This is a genomic window from Phosphitispora fastidiosa, assembly GCF_019008365.1.
In the GTDB taxonomy this organism is placed as follows: Bacteria; Bacillota; Thermincolia; order Thermincolales; family UBA2595; genus Phosphitispora; species Phosphitispora fastidiosa.
The window spans coordinates 19,283-39,603 of the sequence record NZ_JAHHUL010000015.1; the positions used below are offsets into that span (position 1 = coordinate 19,283).

At 47.3% G+C, this 20,321-nt stretch carries 16 protein-coding genes and 1 pseudogene; 11 read left to right on the plus strand and 6 right to left on the minus strand.

Annotated elements, in window-relative coordinates; genetic code table 11:
• The first annotated feature begins 49 nt into the window (after window positions 1-49).
• Both Ga0451573_RS13325 and Ga0451573_RS13330 read left to right on the plus strand, forming a co-directional pair.
• Window positions 50-1,009, plus strand: a complete 960-nt coding sequence (locus tag Ga0451573_RS13325) for an NAD-dependent epimerase/dehydratase family protein (protein ID WP_231684623.1) — start codon at window positions 50-52, stop codon at window positions 1,007-1,009.
• Window positions 1,010-1,108: 99 nt separating this feature from the next.
• Entirely contained in the window at window positions 1,109-1,792 is a 684-nt protein-coding gene (locus tag Ga0451573_RS13330; protein WP_231684624.1) for a LysM peptidoglycan-binding domain-containing protein, read from the plus strand.
• Window positions 1,793-1,934: 142 nt separating this feature from the next.
• On the opposite strand, the gene Ga0451573_RS13335 is transcribed toward Ga0451573_RS13330, so the two are convergent.
• Window positions 1,935-2,666 (minus strand): ZIP family metal transporter, encoded by a 732-nt coding sequence (locus Ga0451573_RS13335; protein ID WP_231684625.1) that lies wholly within the window; start codon window positions 2,664-2,666, stop codon window positions 1,935-1,937.
• Window positions 2,667-3,163: 497 nt separating this feature from the next.
• On the opposite strand from Ga0451573_RS13335, the pseudogene Ga0451573_RS13340 reads away from it, so the two are divergent.
• The 6 genes and pseudogenes from Ga0451573_RS13340 to Ga0451573_RS13365 form a co-directional block, all read left to right on the plus strand.
• Window positions 3,164-4,726 (plus strand): annotated as a pseudogene (locus Ga0451573_RS13340) (methyl-accepting chemotaxis protein); the annotation flags it as partial.
• Window positions 4,727-5,034: 308 nt separating this feature from the next.
• Window positions 5,035-5,505 carry a chemotaxis protein CheW gene (locus Ga0451573_RS13345; RefSeq protein ID WP_231684627.1) on the plus strand — a complete coding sequence of 157 codons (471 nt, stop codon included), beginning with the start codon at window positions 5,035-5,037 and terminating at the stop codon, window positions 5,503-5,505.
• A 24-nt stretch (window positions 5,506-5,529) separates the two neighbouring features.
• Window positions 5,530-7,653, plus strand: a complete 2,124-nt coding sequence (locus Ga0451573_RS13350) for a chemotaxis protein CheA (RefSeq protein ID WP_231684628.1) — start codon at window positions 5,530-5,532, stop codon at window positions 7,651-7,653.
• Between the two features lie 27 nt (window positions 7,654-7,680).
• Entirely contained in the window at window positions 7,681-8,037 is a 357-nt protein-coding gene (locus Ga0451573_RS13355; RefSeq protein ID WP_231684629.1) for a response regulator, read from the plus strand.
• A 41-nt stretch (window positions 8,038-8,078) separates the two neighbouring features.
• A complete protein-coding gene (locus Ga0451573_RS13360) occupies window positions 8,079-9,128 on the plus strand; it encodes a protein-glutamate methylesterase/protein-glutamine glutaminase (protein WP_231684630.1) in 1,050 nt (349 codons plus the stop codon).
• Window positions 9,129-9,144: 16 nt separating this feature from the next.
• Window positions 9,145-9,615, plus strand: a complete 471-nt coding sequence (locus Ga0451573_RS13365; protein ID WP_231684631.1) for a hydrogenase maturation protease — start codon at window positions 9,145-9,147, stop codon at window positions 9,613-9,615.
• Here Ga0451573_RS13365 and Ga0451573_RS13370 read toward each other — a convergent pair.
• From Ga0451573_RS13370 to Ga0451573_RS13385, 4 genes are read right to left on the minus strand one after another with little or no spacing between them, the layout of a single operon-like run.
• Entirely contained in the window at window positions 9,586-9,828 is a 243-nt protein-coding gene (locus Ga0451573_RS13370) for a hypothetical protein (protein ID WP_231684632.1), read from the minus strand. The genes Ga0451573_RS13365 and Ga0451573_RS13370 overlap by 30 nt on opposite strands.
• 1 nt (window position 9,829) lies before the next feature.
• Window positions 9,830-11,254 (minus strand): Ni/Fe hydrogenase subunit alpha, encoded by a 1,425-nt coding sequence (locus Ga0451573_RS13375; RefSeq protein WP_231684633.1) that lies wholly within the window; start codon window positions 11,252-11,254, stop codon window positions 9,830-9,832.
• Window positions 11,247-12,155, minus strand: a complete 909-nt coding sequence (locus tag Ga0451573_RS13380) for an NADH-quinone oxidoreductase subunit B family protein (RefSeq protein WP_231684634.1) — start codon at window positions 12,153-12,155, stop codon at window positions 11,247-11,249. Before Ga0451573_RS13380 ends, Ga0451573_RS13375 begins: the two co-directional genes overlap by 8 nt.
• Entirely contained in the window at window positions 12,155-13,747 is a 1,593-nt protein-coding gene (locus Ga0451573_RS13385) for a hydrogenase iron-sulfur subunit (protein WP_231684635.1), read from the minus strand. The genes Ga0451573_RS13380 and Ga0451573_RS13385 overlap by 1 nt, the downstream gene beginning before the upstream one ends.
• A 357-nt stretch (window positions 13,748-14,104) precedes the next feature.
• On the opposite strand from Ga0451573_RS13385, the gene Ga0451573_RS13390 reads away from it, so the two are divergent.
• Complete coding sequence (locus Ga0451573_RS13390; protein ID WP_231684636.1) at window positions 14,105-16,066, plus strand: methyl-accepting chemotaxis protein; 1,962 nt, start codon at window positions 14,105-14,107, stop codon at window positions 16,064-16,066.
• A gap of 182 nt (window positions 16,067-16,248) precedes the next feature.
• On the opposite strand, the gene Ga0451573_RS13395 is transcribed toward Ga0451573_RS13390, so the two are convergent.
• Window positions 16,249-16,623: a L,D-transpeptidase gene (locus Ga0451573_RS13395; protein WP_231684637.1), complete on the minus strand. Its 375-nt coding sequence runs from the start codon at window positions 16,621-16,623 to the stop codon at window positions 16,249-16,251.
• Between the two features lie 144 nt (window positions 16,624-16,767).
• Here Ga0451573_RS13395 and Ga0451573_RS13400 point away from each other — a divergent pair, with 144 nt between their 5' ends.
• On the plus strand, window positions 16,768-17,619 hold the full coding sequence (locus Ga0451573_RS13400; RefSeq protein ID WP_231684638.1) for a cyanophycinase: 852 nt from the start codon (window positions 16,768-16,770) through the stop codon (window positions 17,617-17,619).
• Window positions 17,606-20,251, plus strand: a complete 2,646-nt coding sequence (gene cphA / locus Ga0451573_RS13405; protein ID WP_231684639.1) for a cyanophycin synthetase — start codon at window positions 17,606-17,608, stop codon at window positions 20,249-20,251. Before Ga0451573_RS13400 ends, cphA begins: the two co-directional genes overlap by 14 nt.
• The last annotated feature ends 70 nt before the right edge of the window (window positions 20,252-20,321 follow it).

Below are 20,321 nucleotides of genomic sequence, written 5' to 3' on the forward strand. Positions count from 1 at the left end.
TGAGTGGTTCGAAATATAATGAATTGAACTGGGCCAAAGGGGTGATTATGTGAATGTACTGGTTTCAGGGGCCGCCGGATTATATGGCATACATACTGTCGAAGAATTATTATCACGGCAGGATATTACGAAAATTTACGGACTGGATGACCTTTCGCGAGGGTATCTGGACGGAGATAGCCTGCCGACCAATTGGTTGGATGGGAAGGTCCAAAATCTGAAACAGAGATACCAGGATATATCAGTGAAAGAAATGAATTCACTGAATATCGATGTAGTGATTCATTTAGCCGGGTACAACTCGGGAAAGGAATCAATGAATACCCCGGAGGAATATTTTCTGAATAACGAATATGGGACCTTTCAGTTGATGCAAACACTTCTGCGGACAAAGAACCGTCCCTTTTTTGTTTATGCATCCACTGTTGAAGTGTATGGCGCCGGCGAAAGCCCTGTAGTTGATGAAAAGTCTTCTGTGATACCTCAGAGCACCTATGCAGTCACAAAACTGGCGGCTGAACAGCACATAATGGCTGTAGGCAGGTGGTATAACTACCCGGTGACCTCTATCAGGTTTAGCAATACCTTCGGAGAAAATCACAGCATTTATGGGTATAATTCTGTTGTGGCGTCATTTATAGACAGGGCTTTGCGCAATGAACCACTAATTGTTTACGGCACAGGTGAACAGACCAGAGATTTCATATATGTCAAAGATGCTGTTCGGGCGCTTAGTTTGGCAGTATCTTACCGCAGCAAAGTAGAGGGGCTGATAATAAATATCGGTTCAGGAACACAGCTTTCTATAAATGAGCTGGCAAACAGTATAATCAGACTCACGTCTTCAACTTCTGAGATAATTAATCTCCCCTGTGAAAAGGGAAAACACCTTGGCTTCAAGATTGATATAGGTCTTGCCGGGAGAAGTATAAAGTGGTTTCCGACATTTACCCTTGAAGAGGGACTCCTGCGCACAATTAATTGGCATAAGGGGTTATATAGTATTTAACCTCACAGAAGGCCCTGAAATTGACCTAAGAAAATATTAGAAATAAATTGGATAAGGTATCATATATTATATTAAAGTGCTTTGAAAGGGGGGATATAGTTGGCCGGAGACAAACAAAGGTTCCTTTTCTTTAAATACGTTCCACTGAAAAAAGGTGAAAAGCCTTTAAAGGATAAGGAATACATATCCAGTGAAGATACTGAAAATATTATAGAGGCGCCAGACTTTATTCAGGGGGACCAGACCGGAGCTATGGCGGATACGGGGGGGCCTGTGGAACCTGAGGTTCCGGTGCAAGCAGAGATGCCTGCAGAAGCTGAAGAAAACCTTGTGGAAGAAAACCTTGTGGAAGAAAACCTTGTGGAAGAAAACCTTGTGGAAGAAAACCTTGTGGAAGAAGACCTTGTGGAAGAAGACCTGGAATCTTGCCCGCAAATTCCTTGTTTTCCCGATTTACCCGAGTGTCCCGAACTTCCGGAGATACCTGAGTGTCCGGAACTTCCGGAGCTGCCTGAGTGTCCCGAGATTCCGGAGCCGCCTGAGTGCCCTGAGCTTCCGGAAATACCCGAGTGCCCGGAACCTCCTGAAGAACCTGAGGGTCCTTGTCCGAGTAATGCCATCATGCATGTTATCCAGCAGGGAGATACGTTTTGGAAGCTCTCCAAGAAGTATGGGACCACTGTTGAGGCAATTACAGACGCCAACCCGGAGGCAGACCCGTTGAACCTGCAGATTGGCGAAACCCTGTGCATTCCTGTTGGAATACCGGGGGCAAAAGGGTAATGAACTGTCGAAGCTGTTTCTAAGCAGCTTCTTTTGTTTTGCTTCCGGAAAGCTTCAGGCAAAAAGAAAGGCACGCAGTTTAGGATATATTCCTGTAACTGCGTGTCTCCGCTTTTGTACTACAGGTTGGTTAACGGAAGAATTAATGAACGAACCCCAGAACCAATATAAAAAGAAAGCCAATAATTCCGCCAAGAGTTGCATAATTGGGATGTCTGCGCCTGGATTCCGGCAAAAGCTCATTTTTAACTATATATGTCATAGCTCCGGCGGCAACTGCCAGCAGAAGGGCAACATGACCGGGAGACAGGTTTAAAAGCAACAGACCGATGATGGCGCCGACTGGGGTAAACAGGCTGAGGACGATGTTAAGCAGCAGGATCGTTAAATCCGGTACTTTTCCAATTTTGAGGGGTGTGGCCGTTGCCATCCCTTCAGGTATGTTATGGAGACCGATAGCTACCGCAATAACCAAGCCCAGATGCTGTTGAGCAGAAAATCCTGCTGCAATTGCTATTCCTTCGGGCAGATCGTGCAGCGCAATTCCGATGCCCACCAGATAGCCCATTTTTCGAAAGTAGGCTGTCTGATTAGAATTACTTTTTAAAGGCGGATAAACTTGAGACAGGACAAGGTCCAGCACCAGCATGACGATTATCCCAATACTGAAACCTGCTGCTGTCTGCCGGAATGTACCCTGTTCCAGAGCGGAGGGCAGCAGGTCTAATACTATAACGGCAAGCATAATTCCGGCAGCCAGGCCAAACAGGGCCGAAAGGGTTTTTTCCCGGGGGTTGCCGATCATTAGTACCACCAGGGCTCCAAAACAGGTGGCAAGTCCTGCTATCAGACTTATTATCACAGTTTCTGCCAATCATACCACCTTCACTATGCTTAATATTCTTTTACATACGTATTCCACTTGGCAAAAATTATGCTCCGGTTTCATAATAAGGTCCTCCGGTACGTATAAATTACCAGACGGGGAAAGGGATTAGGGCAGAACATTGCGGCTAACGGGGGTGCTTTTATGTGGGGTATAATCAGATTACGTTCCATACTGGCAGCAGGAGTATTTTTTTTAACGGTGCTTCTTATTGGATTAATGGGTCCGATTTCCAGATATTTTTTTTAAATTTGCGGAGTAAAAGTTGAATACTGAAGGATTTTCCCATATTTTGTCGAAGTATCAGTTAAGACTGGCTAAATTTGCTAATTATATTAAATACTTTGATGGAAACGCATGAGAAACATTGGACCAGTAACCGGCAGAACATCATGCCAAAGTGGCGGACAGGCAGGTATTCCGTCAAAGTATGCAACACCATGTGGAGCCAAAAAAAAAATATGAGTTGGGATGGGTGATGCAGGGTGAAGTTAAGCATTAAAGGCAAGTTAATGGTAATGATGTTTATTGTTGCTTTCTTTGCAGTAATTACACTGAGTGTTGTGGCGATTTATTCTATGAATAAGGGAGCCAAAGAGACTTTTCTGGAAAAGGCCAAGGGAGACCTGGCATCAGGGGAGGAATTGATTAACCGGACCTTCCCCGGCGATTGGAGCATCAGAGGCAACAAACTTTACAAGGGTAATACTGTCATGAATGAGAACTACGAACTCATAGACAAGATTGCAGAGCTAACCAATGATACTGTTACAATATTCCAGGAGGATACCAGGGTTGCCACAACTGTCAAAAGGGACGGAGTGCGTCAGATTAACACCAAAGTATCTGATGAGGTGAAACAGCAGGTGCTTGTAAAAGGAGAGCCTTTTTACGGTGAGGCAGAAGTGGTGGGAGTGATGTATCAAACAGCATACAAACCTATCAGAGATGCATCCGGAAAGGTTATTGGCATCTGGTATGTGGGTGTATCAAAACAATTTCTGGATTCGTTGAATACCACTTTTATTACTACAATTGGCATCTTCGGGATTGGCATCCTGTTGATAAGTATTATAATTGCATTATTGGTAGCCAGAACCATAGCTGTTCCGATAAACAAGGTGAAAGCGGCTGTTGAGAAGGCGGCGGAGGGGGATCTTACCGGTGAGCTTGTTATCAGAACAGATGATGAAGTGGGGATACTGGCAGCTTCTTTTAACAGCATGACTGCCAATATGAAACAGATAATCTCAGAAATTATTGCTGCCAGCGAAAAGTTTGCTTCTGCAGCCAATGAGTTCTCAGCCAATTCATTAAACATGACTCGATCCAACCAGGAAGTTAACAATGCTATTGAAGAGGTGGCCAGGGGCAACACAAAGCAGACTCAGGACATCTCAGAGGTTGTAAAAATAATGGACAGGCATGGTGAAACCATAACTTCGATTGCCAGAGGGGCAGGACAGCAGGCTGAGAAGGTTAACAGCACCTCTATGGCGATTGGTCAAATGGTTTCCGGTGTTGAAGAGGTTGCTTCCAGTGCACAGTTTGCGGCAGATACCGCAGAAGAGACTTCCCAGGTAGCCGGCCAGGGGGGGCAGGCGGTAGAAAAGGTTGTATCAGGTATGGATAACATTAAGTCCAAGGTTTTTGATGCGGCCAACCGGATTAAGGAACTTGGGGAACGCTCACAGCAGATAGGAGAAATCATTCAGGTTATTGACGATATAGCTGAGCAGACTAATCTTCTGGCCCTTAATGCCGCTATTGAAGCGGCACGGGCAGGTGAACATGGCAAGGGATTTGCCGTGGTGGCTGATGAGGTCAGAAAACTGGCTGAGCGAAGCAGTAAAGCAACTAAAGAGATTGCAGAATTGGTCAATGCAATTCAGGGAGGTACTGAACGAGCTGTTACGGCAATGAATGAAGGAACACAGGAGGTTGAAAACGGCGCCGGGCTGGCAGCAGACGCAGGCAGCGCTCTGGAACGAATTATTACTAATGTGTCCCGGACAAATGATGAAATCCATAAGATTTCAAAGGCTGCCCAACAGATTTCCGAATACAGTACTGAAGTTGTAGGTTCCATGGAAGTTGTGGCCGGTATCACAGAAGAGAATTCTTTAGCTACACAGGAGATGGCAGGCAGTAGTGATGAAGTGATCAGAGCGATAGAGGAAATCGCTGCAATCGCTCAGGAAAGCGCCGCTGCAGCCGAAGAAGTGACTGCTTCCTGTGAACAGATGTATTCAACCAGTGACCTGATATCCACATCTTCAAAAGAAATGGCAGCAATGGCTCAGAACCTGAAAGATTTATCTCTGAGGTTCCGTGTCTAAGTTTAAGGAGGGATAATATGGCTGAAGAGCTGATGACCGGTGACAATCAATATGTGGTTTTCCGGCTTGGCAGAGAAGTTTACGGGCTGGAAATTTCTACCGTGCTGGAAATCATTACAATGCAGACTATCACTGAGGTTCCAGGTACGGAAGATTACATAGAAGGTGTGATAAACCTCAGGGGTCTTGTTATTCCTGTGTTTAATCTGCATAAGAAATTTAACCTGCCCGGTGGTGAAATAACCCGCCTGACTCGCGTTGTTGTAGTAGAGGTTGAAGGGAGTAATATTGGAATGCAGGTTGACGGGGTGTCTGAAGTTGTCCGGATTCCCGGTGGGGTTATTGAACCTCCTTCAAAGATTATGAACGGTATTGATGAGGAATACCTGTTGGGTATTGCCAAATTGGAGGACGGGCTGGTAATCCTGCTTGACCTTGCTAAAGTGCTTCGCAAGGACGACACATCCATGCTGGATAACTTCAGTTAAAAAAGAGAGAAGGGGGGATGTACCATGGGACTAAATTTAGATGCCTCTCCGGAGGAAATGAAGATATTTCTTGAGGAAGCTGAAGAGCATTTTCAGACCTTGGAAGAAGACCTCGTACGAATGGAAAAGGAAGAGTTTAATGAAGATTTGATGCAGGAAATTTTTCGTGCTTCTCATACATTGAAAGGTTCATCAGCTACTATTGGGCACAACCGCATGGCTCAGCTGACACATGCCATGGAAAATGTTCTCGACAAGCTGCGCAAAAGGCAGATCGAGATTACCAGCCATCTTGTTGATATATTTTTTGAATGCCTGGACTGTCTCCGGGTGCTTAGAGATGAAATTATTAATGATGAAGAATCAGACCTGGACCTTCAGGATATTGTTGCTAAACTGAGCATTGCAGCTGAGTTAGATGCTGCTCCTGTTCAAAAGGAAGCAGCAGCGCCGCCTGTCACCGGCGAACCTGCGTCAGAGCAGAATGGTGGAACCGGACCGGGACTGCCTGCCGGAAGTAGTCTGGAGCTCTCCTGGGAAGAAAAGGATGCCGTGCAACACGGAGCGGAGGAAGGCGCTGTTCCTTACTGGGTCAGGATAAAGTTCAATGTGGAACCTGAGATGGCAGCTGTGCGTACTTTTGTTACCCTGATGGCTTTTGGCGAAATCGGTGATGTAATCAAGTCAAAACCTACTGCCGAAGAAATCGAACAGGAAAAGGTTTCTGACTGCCTGGAAATGCTCATTCTGAGCAGGGCTGAAGAGGAGTCTGTTAAAAAGCTTATTCAGGAGCTGCCTGACATAGACAAATTCGATGTCTTGAATTACGGTGTCCCGGAGTCTTCATCAGGACAGCCTGATAATATTAAAGAAGCAGCTAAAAAGGTTGTCACCGAGCCTGCCGCAAAAGAAGGGAATTCTGAGAAGGCGGGCAATGGGGCTAAGAAAATGGCTGCAAAGAAAACCAACAGAACTGTGCGAGTGGATGTTGAGCTTCTTGACGGTCTGATGAACCTGGTGGGGGAACTCGTTATTGACAGAACCAGACTGTTCCAGATACTTAATATGATGGAGACCGAACAAGAAATGGATGATATGTCTCAGGACCTTGGCAGAACTTCGATACACATAGCCAGGGTCACGACTCAGCTCCAGGAACAGATTATGAAGGCCCGGATGCTTCCTGTCGAAAACCTTTTCAACAAGTTTCCGCGTATGGTTAGAGACCTTTCCCAGAAAGCGGGGAAAGAGGTTGATTTTATTATGACAGGCCAGGAGACGGAGCTTGACCGGTCAATTATTGAGGAAATTGGCGATCCGCTGATTCACCTGCTGAGAAATGCTGTTGATCATGGCCTTGAAATGCCTGAGGAACGGGAAGCCGGCGGTAAGAACCGGATTGGACAGCTGAAGCTTCAGGCTGCTCACGAAGAAAACCATATTATTATAACTATTAAAGATGATGGCAAGGGAATTGACCCTGAGGCCGTCAGGCAAAGTGGTATCAAAAAGGGGCTGGTATCAGAAGAACAGGCCAGGAGGCTTACAGATAAAGAAGCAATTAGTTTGATTTTCATGTCAGGACTGAGTACTGTCAAAAAAGTGACAGATGTATCCGGTCGAGGGGTGGGAATGGATGTAGTCAGGAACAACATTGAAAAAATTAATGGGGCTATTGAGATTAACTCAATTGTGGGTAAGGGCACAGAGTTTAAAATCAAGCTGCCGCTAACCCTTGCTATTATTAGAGCCCTGCTGGTTTCAATAGGAGAAGCTGTCTATGCAATCCCGTTATCCACCGTAACAGAAACTATCAGGATACAGAGAAAGCAGATTGAATACGTGAATAATCATGAGGTAATTGTTGTCAGGGGTAAAGCGCTGCCCTTAATCAGACTTAAGGCTGTATTCAGCGGCTGTAGCAGTGAAGATGAGAGGGAAAAACTCTTTATCGTTGTAGTCAATCTGGCTGGACAGCAGGTAGGGCTTGTGGTAGACTCTTTGGTAGGTGAGCAGGAAATTGTTATCAAGAGCCTGGGCAAGTACGTAGGTGATGTCCAGGGGATTTCAGGGGCAACCATTCTGGGGGATGGAAATGTTGCCCTTATTGTCGATGTTTCCAATCTCATAAAAAAGGTTGCCTCTTAAGCCGGCACAAATGAAAGGAGTGGCAAAATGGCGAAGGTGTTGCTGGTTGATGATGCCGCATTTATGCGTATGCGGTGTGCTAAACTGCTTACCGAGAATGGATACGCTGTTGATGAAGCTGAAAATGGACAGGAGGCTCTGGAAAAATACCAGAATATAAAACCTGATCTGGTGCTGATGGACATAACCATGCCGATAATGGATGGTTTGACAGCTGTTGCGGAAATTAAAAAGGTAGACCCAAATGCAATTATTGTCATGTGCAGCGCGCTGGGGCAGCAAAATACTGTTATGTCAGCTATCAAGGCAGGAGCTAAGGATTTTATTGTTAAACCTTATCAGCCCGAAAAAATATTATCAACAATTAAAAGATTTATCGGATAAATTGCTTACATTAGTCATCATGCTGTGCAGGAGGAATAACAATGTCGAAAAGGATTGAGGTCCTTGTCGTAGATGATTCCGCATATATGAGGAAAGTGGTTTCCAACTTACTCGAGTCTGATCATAATATCGTCGTAATTGATACCGCCAGAGATGGGTTGGATGCACTTGAGAAAATCAAGAGGCTGAAGCCGGCCGTAGTTACCCTTGATGTGGAGATGCCAAGACTTGATGGTTTATCAGCTCTGGAGCGAATTATGAAAGAATGCCCTACTCCGGTGATTATGTTAAGCAGCCTTACACAGGAGGGGAGTGAGACGACGGTAAAAGCGCTCACTCTTGGCGCGATTGATTTTGTTGGCAAGCCGTCAGGGACGATTTCCCTTGATATACATAAGGTGCAGGAAGAGCTGGTAGCTAAGGTTAGAATTGCTGCCAGAGCTGCTGTTGCCAATTTTAGAAGCCCAATAGCGCCGCTTTTGCAAAAACCTGTAATATTCTCTCCTCTGCCATCAACCGGGTTGACGCCAAATAAGCTGGTTATCATTGGGAGCTCTACGGGAGGGCCGAATGCATTGCAGCAGGTTGTTCCGCGCCTGCCCGGGAATCTATCGGCCGCTGTCTTGATTGTCCAGCATATGCCACCTGGTTTCACTAAATCTCTGGCCAACAGGCTTAATGATATCTCTCAACTGGAGGTGTGTGAAGCTCAGGAGGGAGATGAGCTGCTGAACGGAAAGGCATATGTCGCCCCCGGAGGATACCACATGATGCTGCGGTCCAAAACCCTGCTGGGGTTAAACCAGAACCCGCCGGTACACAGTGTCAGGCCGGCTGTGGATGTAACTCTTGAATCTGCAGTGGATTTTTACGGGTCCGGGGTTGTCGCCGTAATCCTTACCGGGATGGGTTTCGATGGTTCCAGGGGAGCAGCTGCAGTGAAACAGGCAGGAGGAAAAACGGTTGTCCAGGATGAAGCAACCTGTGTAGTATATGGAATGCCGCGGGTTGTTGCCGAAATGGGGAAAGCGGATAGAATTCTTCCGATTCACAATATCGCAGATGAGATAGTGACAATGTTAATGATGTAGTCAGTGGGAGGTTGCTGTGGACCGCAAAGCGCTTGTTATCGGGATTGGAAATGTTATCAGACAGGATGACGGTGTGGGGGTATATTGCGCCGCACTTATAAAAGAAAACCTGAAAGAGGAAAACAAGAAGCTGGTGGACGTTATTACCGTACACCAGCTTGATGTTTTGCATTGTGAGCTGTTTGCCGGATATGAGCTGCTTATCTTTATAGATGCCGATGCCAGGGATGGTGAAGACCCTTTTGTTGTGGAAGAGGCCTCTTCTCAGCCGGATTCCCGGCACTTCACCAGCCACATTAGTTCCATTCCGGACCTCCTGGCGCTTACAGGAACGCTCTACGGGAAAACTCCAAGAGCATATACGGTTGCTGTAAGAGGCAAAGTTTTTGAAGTGGGAGACAGACTTTCTTCTGAGGTCTGCAGAAACGCAAAAAAAGCAATTTCAGAGGTAATCCGGTTAATCGATGACGCTCTTCCATTTTGTTGATTTTTCTCGCGCACCGGCGGCGCCAAGCATACTCTGTACCCGGTTGTCACCGCAAATTACATCTACCAGGTCGAGGTAATTTTGTTTCGTCATCCCTATCAGGGGTGCGTTTGCCTTAGTCCTGGCAATTGCAATAATTGATGCTGCCATGGTGTTGCCAAAAGTGCTTTCAAGTTCTGATTTGATGCTGCGAACAGCATTGGAAGCGTCCATTTTATATTCCCCTCCTTACCGTCCTTACAACATTACCGCCTGGACCGGTTATCAGGATTTCCAGAGGCATTTTTCCGATCTGGTGAGTTGCACAGGATAGGCAGGGGTCATAACAACGGATAGCCATTTCTACCTGATTAAGTAGAGGTTCCTCTACTTTATTGTCTTTCAGGACCATTTTGGCCACTTCATTAACCGCCCTGTCCATTGCTGCATAGTTATGGGCGGTAGAGACGATAATATTTACCTTTTCCAGCTTACCCATATCATCAGCCTGATAATGGTGTATCAGGGTCCCCCGGGGAGCTTCAATAACACCAATCCCTTCACCTGCCTGCCTGGCAACAGTTACCCGGACATCCTTGCTGATTATATCATCATCATGAAGAAGTTCCTTTGCCCTTTCCACAGCATGCAGCAGTTCAATAAGCCTTGCATAGTGGTAATAGAGACTGTCATGGACAGGCTGGCCATTGCCGAGCTGTTTAAATTCCTTCAGCTCAATATTGGCAAGAGGAGTGGAGATTCTATCGGCTACATTAAGCCTGGCGAGAGGAGCAACCCTGTATACGCCTTCAGGCCAGCCAAGTTTTTTGTAGTAGGGGAACTTAAGATAAGTCCAGTCCTCGGTGTGTTCAGCGATATGGTCCAGGTAGTCTGCCGGTGCGAATTCGTCCAGAATTTTGCCGTTCTCGTCATTCAGCCTTAACACTCCATCATACAGCTCCAGGGCGCCGTCTTTGACCAGACCCATATATTTTGTTCTAAATGATGCAAATCCGGGAATCAGGGCGCTGTACTTTTCATTAATCCCTTTCACGGCATTTAATGCCAGTTTTGCCAGTTCAAGGCCTTCATCCATTTCCTTAATCATTATGTATCTGTCTTCATGGGAAAGGGGTTTACTCATCCCTCCGGGAATAGCCGCGACCGGGTGAATTGAACGACCGCCCACTTTTTCAATTGAGGCCTGTCCTATCTGACGGAGTCTGATCGCCTTTTTGCCAAGCTCCGGGTTGGCGTTTAAAACGCCGATAACACTCCTCTGTTCCGGCCCGGCATCAAGACCGAACAGAAGGTCAGGGGCGGCCAGATAGAAGAAATGCAGGGCGTGTGAGTGGATAATCTGGGACATATGCATGAGTTCCCGCAGTTTTTTGGCCGCCGGGGGGATATCTACCCCAAAAAGGCTGTCACAGGCCTTAGCTGAGGCCAGGTGGTGGCTTACCGGACAAATACCGCAGATTCTGGTGGTGATGACAGGCATTTCCCACACCATCCGGCCTTCACAGAACTTCTCAAAACCGCGGAATTCCTGAACATGAAAATGTGATTCCGTAACATTACCGGCATCGTCAAGGTGGATGGTAACTTTTCCGTGACCTTCAACTTTGGTTACCGGATCAATGGTTATTGTTTTAGCCATTTGTGCCACCCCCTTTTTTTACATTTGTGGGTACTATCGAGACGGGTAAGGAATACCGGTAACCGGTGCCCACTATATCTTCCATAAACATCAGACCACCTGCCGGAAGAACGGATGCCAGGGCATTTACTATTTTGGCGCCCTGTTCCAAGGCACCCGGTGTTGGCCCCATACATCCCCGGCAGGGCATGTTGCCCCTGAGACAACGGGCGTGGCAGCCTTCGCGGGTGGCTGGGCCCATACACATGACACCCTGCTCCAGGAAGCATTTTTCGGGATCAATAGTCTCCAGTTCCATGACAGAGGTAACTGAGTCAGTAATAAATTCCCGTTTGGGAGCCAGCATTTCGGAATGGCTGCGCCCACATTCATCACAGAGACTCTTTTGGGGTAATACAGGTTCCGTGCCGTTGACCAGTGCAAGGAGGACATCTTTTATCATTGAGGGCAGAGGAGGGCAGCCCGGAATATAATAGTCGACGGTAACATATTTGTTGATTGGCCCTACGTCTTCCAGGAGGTCGGGGAGACTTGGGGAACCAGGTATTTTACCGTCCGTTACACTGGGAGCCTCCTCGTAAGCCCGGCTGAGGACTTCAGCTTTGCTATAAAGGTTTCTGATTCCGGCGATTCCGCCGAAGCACGCACAAGTGCCCAGAGCTACCAGCACCTTAGATTTTTCCCGGATTTTCTTTAGCACTTCAATGTTATGGCTGTTGGAAACACAGCCTTCAACAATTCCAACCGTGACTTCGGGGATTTCTTTGACATCCTGAAGGGGAGATGCTTTAAGGTCTACAACTTCCAGAAGGTCAAGCAGTTCTTCATTAAGGTCCAGAAGTGAAATGTGGCAGCCTGAACAACCCTGAAGCCAGACGGAAGCTGCTGTTACTTTCCCCATTAGTTTCCACCTCCGTTATTTTTAATCTCCTCGACCAGGGTTTGAACAGTATGGACACAGATATTTTCTTTTCCCTTGAGACCCTCAACAATACGCAGGCTCTCAGAATCAATTCCCCTGCTCCTCAGGATTTCGCGGAAGAGGTTGGCGCGCCGGTCCAAGTCGGTATTTCCGACGATATTGCGACAGTCGGTATCGGCACATTTACAGATCACGATTCCCTGAAATCCATGCCGGTAGGCATCAAGAATCAGCTGGGTGTCAATATTGCCGCCACATCTGATGCCCAGTGGCATTACATTGATATCATACTCTAGGCCGGCGATACCGGCCAGGTCCAGCGCCTGATATCCACAGCCCTCACAAAGAAATGCCAGTATCTTGGGCCCGCTGTTTTCTTTGCGGCCAGCCAATAATTCAATGGCTTTTGTGAGGTACTTCTGAGGGTAGGTCAGCAGGTCTCTGGCCCCGGTGGGGCAGGAGGTAACACAGTTGCCGCAGCCCTTACATCTCTGTTCATCTATTATAGATATGTTTTTATGGGGATCGATGCTGGAGGCTTTAAACATACAGGTTTTCACACAGGCGCCGCAGCCGCTGCATAGTTCTTCATTAATTTCGGAAACCTGTATCCGGTAACTGATCTCTCTTTTTTCCAGGAAGGAGGTGACGGCAAAGGCCACCGAGTCACTCAGGGCCACAATATAGGAAATATCCAGCTCTTCATCATCAGGGAGCAGGAAAATTCCCTTTTCATAAGTGAATACCTGCAGGGTATCTGGATTGACCGGTTTGAAAAGGCCGGCATCATCTACATCAATGTGGACCAGTGGGCGCAGAGACCGGGTTGTTTCAGGGTCGGCAGTATTTGCCAGAATAATACTACCAACAGTAATATCATTAGTTACACCATTAGTTGTAATATTCAGGGTGAACCTCCCCGGATAACCGTAAATGTCATTAATCTGTGTATTCAGCAGAAATCTGGTCATTGGGTTCATTTCAATATATGTAATTACAGAGGCGGTTTTTTCCTGGCGCTCTTTTCCTTTAAATTTCCGGAACCTGTCAGCCGTGTCAATGATATACACCTTAAAATTACGCTCCAGAAGCCGCTGTGCGGCCAGCATTGCTGCCGGAGTCGCTCCTATGAGGGCAACAGCCGGGTGGGGCGCAATTTGCCGTGTTTTGATGGGGTGCGAATAGCGTACCTTTTCAATAGCAACCTCCACCAGAATTCTTGCCTTTTCAGTTGCTTGCTGCGGTTGGCCCGGGTGAGCCAGGGCTACCTGTTCCTTAATATTGGCAAAACTTATTTTGCTAATATTAATACCTGTAGACTCAAGCTGGTTTACCACAAAATCGGCGCTCTTCCTGTTTGAGTATTTCATTGGAGAATCTCCGGCAAGTACGACCGCATCAAAGATCGTTTCATTGACTTGGGCCAGGATAACCCTAAGTCCTTCAGGTGTAAAGAAATCATCAACAATGAAGGTATGGTACTCCTGACTGAAGTGCCTGGCCAGGTGGTCAATATCGACGACTTTATCGGTAACTCCGCCTGACCGGGAGAAAAATAAACCTATTTTCATCCCCTCTAACGCCCCTTTCATAATCTGTTTATAGCCTTTACGTGGAAGTAAACCCCAGATTCAATGTATACACCCCCCCTTAATACCAGGTTTTGAATATGAATTCGACAAAAAAAGGGAATTACCTGCAATTAACAACAAAATCCTACATGTTTCCGATTAATCTGCTAAATAACTGTTTATCTCCAAAAATTGTATGTTAGCGGGAAAAATATTTATTAAAGCAGGCATATGTGATAACTTACTAAAGAAGGAAATAACTGGGGGTATAGGTTTGAAATAAGCGTGCGTATGAGTTGGGTGACGGGTTTCTTGTAATGTATTTCCAAAACAGCATATACAGAGGGGGGATATGTTTTGGTCAGAATCGGGAAAAGTCTGTCTTTTAAGTTAGTGGTTACCCTGTTCATTTGCCTGGGGATACTTATGGGTCTCTTTACATGGTATCAGTGCCGCCAGGTCCGGATGCGGGTAGAAAAGGATCTGGAGGCAAAAGGCTTCGCCCTGGCAAAAGCTGCTGCTTTGGGCCTGCAGGCCATGGTTGTAAATGATATCAGAGATGGAATTATTACCAAAGAGGAGTTATTTGACAGGAATTACCGGGAAACAGGTAAGACCGAAGATGGCGCTTACAGTGTTTACAGTTCCGCATTTGATAGTTATACCGACAAGTACTGGCAGGAGTATGTGGACTCGTTTCTGGTAGATGAAGATGTGGTTTTTGCGATTCCGGTGGCTTTCTCTGAGGACCCAAGTCTTAATGGATACCTGCCTACACATAATACCACATACAAAGCAAGAACAAAGCGGATTTTCAATGATCTAACCGGGGCAGCGGCAGCAATCACCACTGAGGCCCTGAAGCAGGTTTATAACCGGGATACCGGTGAAGTCATGTGGGACATGTCGTATCCTATCTTCATAGATGGCCGGCACTGGGGCGGTTACAGAGTGGCCATATCTATAGAGCAGGCTGAAGCAAAAATTGCGGTGGTGCAGAAACAGACAATCGGGATCATGTTAGGGATCCTGGTGGCGATAAGTCTAATTCTTGCGGTTGTTACCAAATTAATGGTAAACAACCCGGTAAAGAGGATTCTGGAGGCAGCCCGGAACCTGGCATCCGGAGATGCCGACCTGACCCGCCGGCTCCAGGTTAGCGGCGCTGACGAATTCAGTATGCTGTCAGATAACTTTAATCAATTTATAGAGAAAACACACCTTATGGTAAAAAAGGTGGTCAATTCCGTAGACCATGTTACCCAGACCAGTGACAGTCTGACTCTCACTTCTGAGGAAGCAGCAAAAAGCGGGCAGTTGGTTGCCGCATCCATACAAGAGATGGTGCAGGGTATCAACAACAAGATGGATGCCGTGACGCGGACAAAAGAAATAATGGACCAGTTTACCCAAGCCATAAATCAGATAGCCGGCGGGGCCCAGGAACAGGCGACTCATGTCAACCAGACCTCTATGACCATAGGTGACATGGCTAAAGATATTGAGGAAGTTACCAGCAATGCCCGGTCTGTTTTAAATGCTGCCACTGATGCCGCCAAGGTTGCCCGCAATGGGGAGGCGGCTGTTAATTCCACTATCTCCGGAATGGAAAAGATAAAAACCTCTGTCGATGAATCGGCGGTCAAAATAAAGGAACTGGGTGACCAGTCACAAAAGATCGGAGAAATTATCCAGGTGATTGACGAGATAGCGGAGCAGACAAACCTGTTGGCATTAAATGCGGCCATTGAGGCTGCCCGTGCCGGTGAACACGGAAAGGGCTTTGCTGTGGTGGCTGATGAGGTCAGAAAGCTGGCAGAGAGAAGCGGCAGAGCGACCAAAGAAATTGCGGAACTGATTAACAGTATTCAAAAAGGGACGGAAAAGGCTGTAGCAGCAATGGAGCAGGGGACATCTGAGGTCGAAGAGGGGGTACAGCTGGCTCATGATGCCGGACAGGCCTTAGAAGAGATAATGAAGACTGTGGAGCTGACCCTGAGCCAGATCCAGCTTATCTCAGGGGCAGCTCAGAAAATGAGTGAAAACAGTTCTGCGGTGGTAGTGGCTGTAGACAATGTGGCATCAATAACTGAGGAAAACTCGGCCTCAACACAGCAAATGGCCGCTGGAAGCCATAATGCCATGGAGGCTATCGAGACTATTTCTCACTTGACCCGGATTAACTCAGAACATGCTGAAAACATTTCTACTGAAGTAGAGGAGCAGGCGGTGTCTACCGAGGAGATTGCCCAGTTTGCCGAAAACCTGTCAGGGATGGCACATGAACTGCGTGACCTGGTCAAGGGGTTTAAGGTGTGAAGATACAGTGAATAATTGGGGCAGATTGCTTTAATCTTGAGTTTGAAAGTAAGGAAGTGGCAGATGTGTTCCGGAAGGATGAGACTGACGTCCGCCGACCCACGACCCGCGTAAGCGGGAGTGGACTGTCGGCGGAGTTGTAGCCATCCTGAAGGAATATGTCTGCCACTTCCTGCATCAACTCAAAATTCGGCAAGTGGCTTTATTATTACCGTTGTTCCTATACGAACCATGTTGAAAAGTTCTTCAACATCCTGGTTAAACATCCTGATACAGCCATTGGAGATGGCTTTTCCTATGGATTCAGGCCTGGAAGTGCCGTGGATGCCGTAAGGGCCGTTGGGGATACTCAGACCCAGCCACCTGCTGCCTAGTATTCCTCCGGGATTAATAATTTTGTTTATGACCTGATAAGTTCCGTGGGGAGTAGGAGTCTGTGGTTTTCCTACTGCTATGGGATAGATTTTTTCAGTTCGTTGTGAAGTGGCGAGAAAGAGTCTACGGTCAAAGGTATAAATATAGATGCGCTTTTGGGAATAAACGGTATCTCTGTTCATGACAACCTCCTTATAATTGCCGGTTGGCAGCCGAAATGTATGCCGGATACGGTTATTAGCATTATATGCATCTGGACGGAAATAGTATAATCACTGGTAAAAAAGGGCAAAATAGCCTCTGATTGATTAAAAACGGAGGGCTATATGGGAAACAAGGTTAATGGAACTCTGCTGATTATCGGGGGAGCTGAGGATAAGGAAGGGAAATGTGAAATTTTAAGGGAGTTTATCAGGTTGGCCGGCGGTCCTGAGGCAAACTTAGTAATCATTACCACAGCTACCCTGGAACCGGATAGGGCCGGGAAGAAGTATCAGGGCCTGTTTGAGCAATTGGGAGCGGGCATAGTCCAGGCGCTTGAACTGGATTCCCGGGAAAAAGCCAATAACCGGTGCATTGTCGAAAAGATGGCAAAAGCAACGGGTATCTTTTTTACAGGGGGCGACCAACTGCGTATTACTTCGATATTGGGCGGTACAACAGCGAATGAGGCTCTTCAGAAGGCTTACCGGCGCGGAGCTGTTATCGCAGGCACCAGCGCCGGCGCTTCAGTTATGAGCAATACCATGATTGTTGAGGGCAACAGTGATGAGGCGCCAAAATTGAATAGTATTAAGCTGGCGCCGGGTTTGGGTCTGCTGGAGGAAGTGGTAATTGACCAGCATTTTGCCCAGAGAGGCAGAATTGGCCGTTTACTGTCTGCTGTAGCACACAATCCCTATATACTGGGAATGGGCGTAGATGAAGATACTGCCGTAATCATAAGAGCAGATGCCAGGCTGGAAGTAATCGGTTCCCAGACGGTTACTTTTATGGATGGCCGGGGTGTTTCTTTTACCAATGTTTCTGAACTGTCACCTGGGCAGGCTCTGGCCATAGACCGGGTAGTTTTACATGTGCTGCCAAAAGGCTATGGCTTTGACATGGCTGCAAGGGTTCCGGTTATCAGTGATATAAGCGGTGAATTGAAGGAAGGAGAAGGAAATGGAGATAATTGAAATCAGAGTAATTGAAGGAGCAAACATTTACTGCTATAGTCCTGTAATCAAGACTAAAATTGACCTGGGAGAGTATCGGAAGTTAACTACCGATACAAATCCGGGCTTTGTGGAGAACCTGCAGGCTCATATGCCAACCCTGTCGGAACACTATTGTTCCCGGGGCAAACCGGGCGGTTTTGTGGAAAGGCTGAGGGAAGGTACATATCTGGGGCATGTAATCGAACATGTTTCCCTGGAACTGCAGCACCTTGCCGGAATGGATGTAGTTTACGGGAAGACTATTTCCGCTGAAACATCAGGGATATACTATGTGATTACTGAATTTGAGTCCAAAGAAGGCGGTATCAGGGCAGTACAGGCTGCTGTTAAGGTTGTTGATACACTAATGAAAAATAAATTTATTGATTTAGCTGCTGAAGTTGCTGCTATCAGGCAGGTGGCAGACCGGACCAGTTTGGGGCCCAGCACGGCGGCTGTGGCACGGGAGGCCGTAAGAAGGGGAATACCTGTGATGCGCTTGGGTGAAGGCAGCATTCTTCAGCTTGGATATGGCAAATACCAGCAGAAAGTTGAGGCCACCATCACCGGACAGACTCGGTGTGTGGGTGTGGATATTGCATGTGATAAGGTGCTGGTTAAACAGCTCTTGGCAGAATCCGGGATACCGGTGCCGTGGGGCGGAGTAGCCCATACTGTAGCGGAAGCCCTTGAAATCGCCCGACAGATTGATGATGCCGTTGTGGTTAAGCCTTTTGATGGAAATCAGGGGAAGGGGGTTGCCTTAAACCTGACAAAGCGGGAAGAAATTTCCCGGGCCATGGAGACCGCCCTGCAGATAAGTCCAAGGGCAATTATTGAAAAACATGTTAAAGGAAAGCACTACCGCTTGGTGGTTGTAGGAGACCGGGTGATAGCGGCCGCGGAACGGATTCCTGCCTTTGTGGTAGGAGACGGACAGAGCACTGTCAGACAGCTGGTTGATATGGTAAACATGGACCCACTGCGGGGTGAAAGCCATGAAAAGCCCCTGACCAAAATTAAAATTGACCCCATAGTTATCATGGTGTTGGCCAAAAAGGGGCTGACACCTGAATCAGTGCCGGGAGAGGGCGAAATAATGTATCTACGGGAAAATGCCAATATCAGCACAGGGGGAATCGCCGCAGATGTAACGGGAAGGGTGCACCCGGATACGATACAGATGGTGCTTAGGGCAGTCCGTCTGGTGGGGCTTGATGTAGCCGGGGTTGATCTGGTAACCCGGGAAATTGACCAGCCGCTGGAGCCTGATAATGGAGCCCTGATAGAAGTGAATGCTGCGCCGGGGATAAGAATGCATCATTATCCGGCCAAGGGTAAGGTCAGGAATGTTGCCGGAGCAATTGTGGAAATGCTGTTTCCCCAGGGGACCCGGTCCAGGATTCCAATAGTGACTGTAACCGGGACAAATGGGAAGACAACTGTTGCCAGGATGGTTAGTCATATTCTCCGGGGAACAGGCCAGGTTGTGGGAACTACCACGTCAGACGGCGTTTATATCAATGGCCGGAAAATCGTAACCGGCGACACTACCGGTCCCCAAAGCGCCAGAGTTATCCTCAGGGATCCCTCTGTGGAGGTTGCGGTCCTGGAAACCGCCCGGGGAGGGATTCTCAGAGCCGGGTTGGGCTATGACTATAGCGATATCGGCATTATCACCAATATCAGCAATGATCACCTGGGACTGGAGGGGATTGAGACTCTGGAGGATATGGCAATGGTGAAGGCGGTGGTTGCCGAGGCGGTATTTAAGAGAGGTGCAGCTGTCCTTAATGCAGATGATATCCATGCAGCGGCAATAGCTGACAGAGTACGCTCAGGGATAGTATATTTCAGCGCTGTCGCAGATAATGTCATCGTCAGGAGACATCTGGGTGCAGGTGGAACGGCGGTATTTATAAAGAATGGATCAATGGTTAAGGCAACCGGTATAAAAATTGAAAAGATTCTGCCGGTAAAGCATATTTCCTGCACTTTTGGAGGTATTGTGAAACACAATCTGTTTAACGCTTTAGCTGCCGCTGCCGGCTGTGCCGCCCTGGGGGTTGATACAGAAAGTATCCGGGAGGGCCTGTTAAGCTTTAAATCTGATGAGACATGCAATCCGGGCAGGTTTAATGTATTTGATACCGGGCTGTATAAGGTTGTAGTGGATTATGGTCATAATACCGAAGGGTTTCTGAATACCCTGCAGACCGTAAGAAAGCTGAACCCCAAGCGGGTGATAGGTGTTGTTGGGATGCCCGGAGACCGGAGAAATGATGATATAATACAAGCGGGAAGCATCATGGCTCAATACTGTGATGAAGTCATTATCAAAGAAGATGAAGACCTGCGCGGCCGCGAGGCCGGGGATGTAGCCGCACTCTTAAGGCAGGCAGCCCTAAAGGCCGGTATGGAGGCAGATAGAGTTACGGTTTGTCTGCCGGAGACGGCTGCTGTTGAGGATGGAATGGGCCGAGCCCGTAAAGGAGATATAGTGGTCGTGTTCTACGAAAAGTTTACCCCTGTACAGGAACTGGTTAAAAAGGCATCAGACAAGCTCAATGCTAATATTAAGGAAGATGATGGAAGAAAGGTTGTCTGTTAATTGAGGGTCTGGGAAGGATTTTTCCCCTTTGGCAGAAAATACATTACCATAACGTAAAAAGGGGGGGATT

Excerpts from the sequence above, each read along its gene's own strand:
- Ga0451573_RS13375 (WP_231684633.1), bottom strand. The coding sequence starts at position 11,254 with ATGGCTAAAACAATAACCATTGATCCGGTAACCAAAGTTGAAGGTCAC.
- Ga0451573_RS13345 (WP_231684627.1), top strand. The coding sequence starts at position 5,035 with ATGGCTGAAGAGCTGATGACCGGTGACAATCAATATGTGGTTTTCCGG.
- Ga0451573_RS13395 (WP_231684637.1), bottom strand. The coding sequence starts at position 16,623 with ATGAACAGAGATACCGTTTATTCCCAAAAGCGCATCTATATTTATACC.
- Ga0451573_RS13355 (WP_231684629.1), top strand. The coding sequence starts at position 7,681 with ATGGCGAAGGTGTTGCTGGTTGATGATGCCGCATTTATGCGTATGCGG.
- Ga0451573_RS13380 (WP_231684634.1), bottom strand. The coding sequence starts at position 12,155 with ATGGGGAAAGTAACAGCAGCTTCCGTCTGGCTTCAGGGTTGTTCAGGC.
- Ga0451573_RS13360 (WP_231684630.1), top strand. The coding sequence starts at position 8,079 with ATGTCGAAAAGGATTGAGGTCCTTGTCGTAGATGATTCCGCATATATG.
- Ga0451573_RS13350 (WP_231684628.1), top strand. The coding sequence starts at position 5,530 with ATGGGACTAAATTTAGATGCCTCTCCGGAGGAAATGAAGATATTTCTT.
- Ga0451573_RS13370 (WP_231684632.1), bottom strand. The coding sequence starts at position 9,828 with ATGGACGCTTCCAATGCTGTTCGCAGCATCAAATCAGAACTTGAAAGC.
- cphA (WP_231684639.1), top strand. The coding sequence starts at position 17,606 with ATGGAGATAATTGAAATCAGAGTAATTGAAGGAGCAAACATTTACTGC.
- Ga0451573_RS13400 (WP_231684638.1), top strand. The coding sequence starts at position 16,768 with ATGGGAAACAAGGTTAATGGAACTCTGCTGATTATCGGGGGAGCTGAG.
- Ga0451573_RS13385 (WP_231684635.1), bottom strand. The coding sequence starts at position 13,747 with ATGAAAATAGGTTTATTTTTCTCCCGGTCAGGCGGAGTTACCGATAAA.